Origin of the sequence: Pseudoalteromonas piscicida (assembly GCF_002744175.1) — a bacterium.
GTDB classification, from domain to species: domain Bacteria; phylum Pseudomonadota; class Gammaproteobacteria; order Enterobacterales; family Alteromonadaceae; genus Pseudoalteromonas; species Pseudoalteromonas piscicida_B.
The window spans coordinates 1-5,602 of record NZ_NKHF01000106.1 but is presented as its reverse complement, the minus strand read 5'-3'; the positions used below and the strand labels follow the sequence as shown (position 1 = coordinate 5,602).

General features: G+C 45.1%; 5 protein-coding genes. 4 read left to right on the top strand and 1 reads right to left on the bottom strand.

What is annotated here, in order from left to right; all coding sequences use genetic code 11:
• A partial coding sequence (locus CEX98_RS23070) for a hypothetical protein (RefSeq protein ID WP_197707209.1) occupies positions 1 to 306 on the bottom strand: 306 nt, incomplete at its 3' end.
• A gap of 291 nt (positions 307 to 597) precedes the next feature.
• On the opposite strand from CEX98_RS23070, the gene prfC reads away from it, so the two are divergent.
• The 4 genes from prfC to CEX98_RS21510 all read left to right on the top strand — a co-directional run bounded on the left by prfC (position 598) and on the right by CEX98_RS21510 (position 5,432).
• Complete coding sequence (gene prfC, locus CEX98_RS21525) at positions 598 to 2,187, top strand: peptide chain release factor 3 (protein ID WP_099644042.1); 1,590 nt, start codon at positions 598 to 600, stop codon at positions 2,185 to 2,187.
• Positions 2,188 to 2,211: 24 nt separating this feature from the next.
• On the top strand, positions 2,212 to 3,954 hold the full coding sequence (gene argS / locus CEX98_RS21520; RefSeq protein ID WP_099644041.1) for an arginine--tRNA ligase: 1,743 nt from the start codon (positions 2,212 to 2,214) through the stop codon (positions 3,952 to 3,954).
• 67 nt (positions 3,955 to 4,021) lie between these two features.
• Positions 4,022 to 4,663, top strand: coding sequence for a pyridoxamine 5'-phosphate oxidase (pdxH, locus tag CEX98_RS21515; RefSeq protein ID WP_197707208.1), 642 nt, complete (start codon positions 4,022 to 4,024; stop codon positions 4,661 to 4,663).
• Positions 4,629 to 5,432, top strand: coding sequence for a TatD family hydrolase (locus CEX98_RS21510; protein WP_099644039.1), 804 nt, complete (start codon positions 4,629 to 4,631; stop codon positions 5,430 to 5,432). Before pdxH ends, CEX98_RS21510 begins: the two co-directional genes overlap by 35 nt.
• The last annotated feature ends 170 nt before the right edge of the window (positions 5,433 to 5,602 follow it).

Sequence of the window (5,602 nt, the reverse complement as noted above, 5' to 3'; positions counted from 1 at the left end):
AACCGGTTCAGGCTCTACAACCGGTTCAGGCTCTACAACCGGTTCAGGCTCTACAACCGGTTCAGGCTCTACAACCGGTTCAGGCTCTACAATCGACTCTGTTGCGGAGTGTGTTTTGTTTGGCGGAATAACAAGCTTTCCCTTAATTGTGGAATGCTGTGAAACAATTTCCACGGGGGTGAGGGCTGAGGCGCTAGTCCACGCATATGTGATCCCTGCAACATGAATTGCAATAACAAAAATACATGAACTGATGGATGCGATGTTAGGGAGTTGCCGTAAAGTTTTTGTGTGTGAGGTTGGCACAGCTACGTATATCCGTTACTAATTTAAATGCAAATCGTTATTACTTTATTTTGTTTGTTACAAAAATACAAGAAGCATAGCGCCAATTATGTGGATATTTTGCTCACCAATGACACCGGTTGTCGCTGCCAAGTTTGTGTCTGCACAGAATAAATATCGTAGAAAAATCGCTCTGCGATTGAGTATCTTGGCAAGATAAGCGAAAATAGGAGATTAACTGATATTCATAGCCTGAGTCGGGCAGAAAACAGTCCTCTGTGCTGTACTCAAATTAAGAGAAGATTTTAACTGATGTCAAACGCTTCAATTCCTCAGGAAGTCTCAAAAAGACGGACTTTCGCGATTATTTCGCACCCGGATGCGGGTAAAACCACCATCACCGAAAAAGTACTACTATTCGGAAAGGCGTTACAAAAAGCCGGTACGGTAAAAGGTCGCGGCTCAAATCAACACGCCAAGTCTGACTGGATGGAAATGGAAAAAGAGCGTGGTATCTCGGTAACAACTTCCGTGATGCAATTTCCGTACAACGAAGCTTTGGTCAACCTGCTAGATACTCCAGGACACGAAGACTTCTCTGAAGATACTTACCGTACACTCACCGCGGTTGACTCTTGCTTGATGGTGATCGATGCGGCGAAAGGTGTAGAGGATCGTACCCGTAAATTAATGGAAGTCACCCGTTTACGTGATACGCCAATCGTGACCTTTATGAACAAATTGGACCGCGATATTCGCGATCCCATGGAGCTACTTGATGAAGTAGAAACCGAACTAAACATCATGTGCGCACCAGTTACTTGGCCGATTGGTTGTGGTAAAGAGTTTAAAGGTGTGTACCACATTCACCGTGATGAAACGATTTTGTATCAAACAGGTCAAGGCCATACGATCCAAGAAAAGCGCATCATCAAAGGGCTTGATAACAGTGAGCTAGATGCCGCGGTAGGTGAGAGCCTGGCTGAACAGCTACGTGAAGAACTTGAGCTGGTGATGGGCGCGTCACACGAATTTGATCAAGAGCTATTCTTGTCTGGCGATTTAACCCCGGTATTCTTCGGCACAGCATTAGGCAACTTTGGTGTTGATCACATGCTTGACGGATTAACGGAATGGGCGCCAACGCCGCTACCGCGTCAAACTGACGAACGCGAAGTGAAAGCTGACGAAGAAAAATTCTCTGGTTTTGTGTTTAAAATTCAAGCTAATATGGATCCAAAACATCGCGACCGTATTGCCTTTATGCGTATTGTGTCGGGTAAATACACCCAAGGCATGAAAATGAACCATGTCCGTATCGGTAAGCAGATCAGTATTGCCGATGCCGTAACCTTTATGGCTGGTGACCGTGAGCGTGCGCAAGAAGCGTTTGCAGGTGATATTATCGGTTTACATAACCACGGTACTATCCAAATTGGTGATACTTTCACTCAAGGTGAAACACTTAAATTCAGTGGTATTCCAAACTTCGCACCTGAGCTATTCCGTCGTATTCGCTTAAAAGATCCATTGAAGCAAAAACAGTTATTAAAAGGCTTAGTGCAGCTTTCTGAAGAAGGTGCAGTGCAGGTATTTAGACCACTTATCAACAACGACCTGATTGTCGGCGCGGTTGGTGTGCTGCAGTTTGATGTGGTTGTTGCGCGCTTAAAGTCTGAATATAACGTTGATGCGATCTACGAGAGTGTAACGGTACAAACTGCGCGTTGGGTTAGCTGTGATGACGAGAAGAAAATGGCTGAATTCCGTCGCAAGTGTGAGCAAAACTTGGCACTCGATGGCGGTGATAACCTAACCTATATCGCGCCTAGCCGCGTCAACTTGAATTTATCAATGGAACGTTATCCAGACGTCAAGTTCAGTGAAACTCGCGAACATTAATCGCTGCGCATTAAAGGAAAACAGATGAACATCAAAAGTATTTTAATTGAAAAAGCCAATGCAGCGATGCAAGCTGCTGGTATTCCTGAAGGTACAAACCCTGCGGTTACCCAAAGTACGCGTCCACAATTTGGTGATTACCAAATCAATGGCGCAATGGGTGCTGCAAAAGCACTAAAAACGAACCCTAGAGAGCTTGCGCAAAAGATCATCGATAACTTAGATGTTACGGATCTTGCAGAAAAAACAGAAATAGCAGGACCTGGGTTTATTAACATTCACCTAAAACCTGAATTTTTAGCCTCTAGCCTAGAAGCGGCAAATGCTGACGCTAAACTCGGTGTTGCTGAGCATGCAAAGCCCAATAAAGTGGTCGTGGACTTTTCGTCACCAAACCTAGCCAAAGAAATGCACGTAGGTCACCTACGTTCAACAATTATTGGTGATAGCGTGGTGCGTGCACTTGAGTTCCGTGGTGATACTGTGATCCGCCAAAACCACATGGGTGACTGGGGCACGCAGTTTGGTATGTTAATAGCACACCTCGAAGATCTGCTAAATCAAGGCGTGGACCTTGAAAATGTAGCACTTGCTGATCTTGAAAGTTTCTATCGTGATGCTAAAAAGCGCTTTGACGACGAAGCTGGCTTTGCTGATAAAGCCCGTGATTACGTTGTAAAACTACAAGGCGGTGATGCTCACTGTAAAAAGTTGTGGCAAATGTTTATCGATACGTCAGTGAAGCATTCTGAAGAAGTATACGCCAAGCTAAATGTGACGCTTACACGCGATAATATCATGGCGGAAAGTGCATACAACGACCGTCTTGCTGGCGTTCTTGAACTGCTTAAAGAGAAGGGCATAGCGGTAGAAGATCAAGGTGCTCAGGTGGTATTTCTTGATGAGCTGGCGAATAAAGATGGTGAGCCTTCAGTATTTATCGTACAAAAATCTGGTGGTGGCTTCTTATATTCAACAACAGATTTAGCGGCCTGTGATTACCGCTCAAACGAGTTAGATGTTGACCGCATCCTAATTTTTGTTGATGCGCGTCAGGGCCTACACTTCAACCAAGTTGAGATCACTGCACGTAAAGCTGGGTTGCTAAAAGATAAAACCAGTTACGAGCCGAGCTTATTTGGTACTATGATGGGTAAAGACGGTAAGCCGTTTAAAACTCGTACTGGTGGTACGGTTAAGTTATCTGACTTACTAGACGAAGCGGTGAGTCGCGCCACTGAAAAGTTAGCAGACAGAGCCTCTGACTTATCTGATGAAGCACGCCAAGAAATCGCTCGTAAAGTGGGTATTGGTGCGGTGAAGTATGCTGATCTATCTAAACACAGAACCAGTGATTACATCTTTAACTGGGACAGCATGCTCAGTTTTGAAGGGGCGACGGCACCTTATTTACAGTATGCCTATACTCGTGTGCGCAGCATTTTCCGTAAAGCAAATGTGGATAGTACAAGTCTGACTGGTCGCATCCAAATTCAAGCACTACAGGAAAAAGCACTTGCGCTTAAACTACTGCAACTTGAAGAAGTGCTTGATCTCATGATCAGTGAAGCGACACCACACGTATTATGTAGTTACTTATATGAGCTTGCGAGCTTATATATGACATTCTATGAAGCGTGCCCAATTCTTAAAGATGACGTAGCTGCAGACGTGCGTGAAAGTCGACTACTGCTGTGTAATCTGGTTGCTAACTCACTTAAGACAGGCCTAGATTTGCTAGGTATTGAAGTGATGGAGCAAATGTAGGTTAGTTTTAACTTGCATTAAGGTATACTAGAAGCCGCTTTATAGCGGCTTTTTTGTTAAGGATATTGTGATGAAACTTGAAGACATTCGCAGAGAATATACCAAAGACGGTTTGCGTCGAGAGATGTTAAAAGATACGCCTGTTGCGCAATTTGAGTTATGGCTGCAACAAGCAATAGAAGCTAAATTTGCCGATCCCACTGCGATGGTGGTTGCGACGGTAGATGAACATGGTCAGCCATCTCAGCGGATAGTATTGCTCAAGCATGTAGACGAAAATGGTTTTGTCTTCTTTACCAATACCGGTTCGAGAAAAGCACAAGAATTAAAACAAAATAGTAAGATTTGTTTGCACTTTCCATGGCATGAGATTGAGCGTCAAGTGATTGTCTATGGTGAAGCTCAGGCGCTACCAACCAGTCGCGTTGCTAAATACTTCTTATCGCGTCCAAAAGAGAGTCAGCTTGCTGCGTGGGCATCACAGCAGTCACGTCCAGTATCATCGCGCCAAGCATTAATGCAAACTTTTAGCAGTATGAAAGACAAGTTTGCTAAAGGCGAAATCCCATTACCTGATTTTTGGGGCGGCTATTGTGTGGTTCCAACTAAAATTGAGTTTTGGCAAGGAGGCGAGCACCGTCTTCATGACCGCTTTATGTATGTGAAGCAAGCCGATGGTAGTTGGGAAATTGAGCGACTCAACCCCTAAACTCGCTTTTATAGATAGTCACTGCCATCTTGATTTTAGTGAGTTGGCAGATGGCTTAAGTGATTATATAGCTCAAGCGCAACAGCGAGGAGTTGAGCGTTTTGTAGTGCCAGGGGTAACACTAAAGCAGTCGCGACGACTTATAGATTTCCAACGTCAGCACCCTGAATGTCAAATCGCGGCGGGGCTGCACCCCTATTTTATAACTCAGCACCACGAGCGTGATATGGCAGCATTAGCCGAACACGCCACGCTTAATCGCGAGCAACTCTGTGCCATTGGTGAGTGTGGCATTGATGCAACTTGTGAGGCGCTGGTGCGGCAAATTGCGCTTTTTGAAGCACATATTGCGCTAAGCAATCAGCTTGAGCTACCACTTATAGTCCATCACCGTAAAAGTCATCACCTTATTGCTGCAGCATTTAAACGTGTAAAACCAAAGTTTGGTGGGGTGATCCACGCTTTTTCAGGCTCAAAACAGCAAGCTGAATATTATATTAGCCAGGGTTTTAAGCTGGGCGTTGGTGGCACAATCACCTACCCAAGAGGCGAAAAAACAGCGCTGGCAGTATCACAGCTACCGCTTGAAAGCCTAGTATTGGAAACCGATTCGCCGTCAATGCCATTACACGGTCATCAAGGAGAGCCAAATGTCCCCAAGCGAGTCGTTGAAGTATTTGAGCGCCTTTGCGAATATCGTAGCGAGACACCCAGCGAGCTGGCTGCGGCGCTCTATCGCAATTCCAAACAGCTATTTGGCTTGGGTTAACAAGACTCCCATCGACCAAAAATAGAAAAATAGCTGTAGGAGCCGTTCACTCGGCGACCTCTACGCGTGTAACGCAATATAAAACCGCACTCATTATGATGGGTGTAGGAGCCGGTTCATCCGGCGATCTTTACGCGTGTAACGCGATACAAAACCGCACTCATTATGAA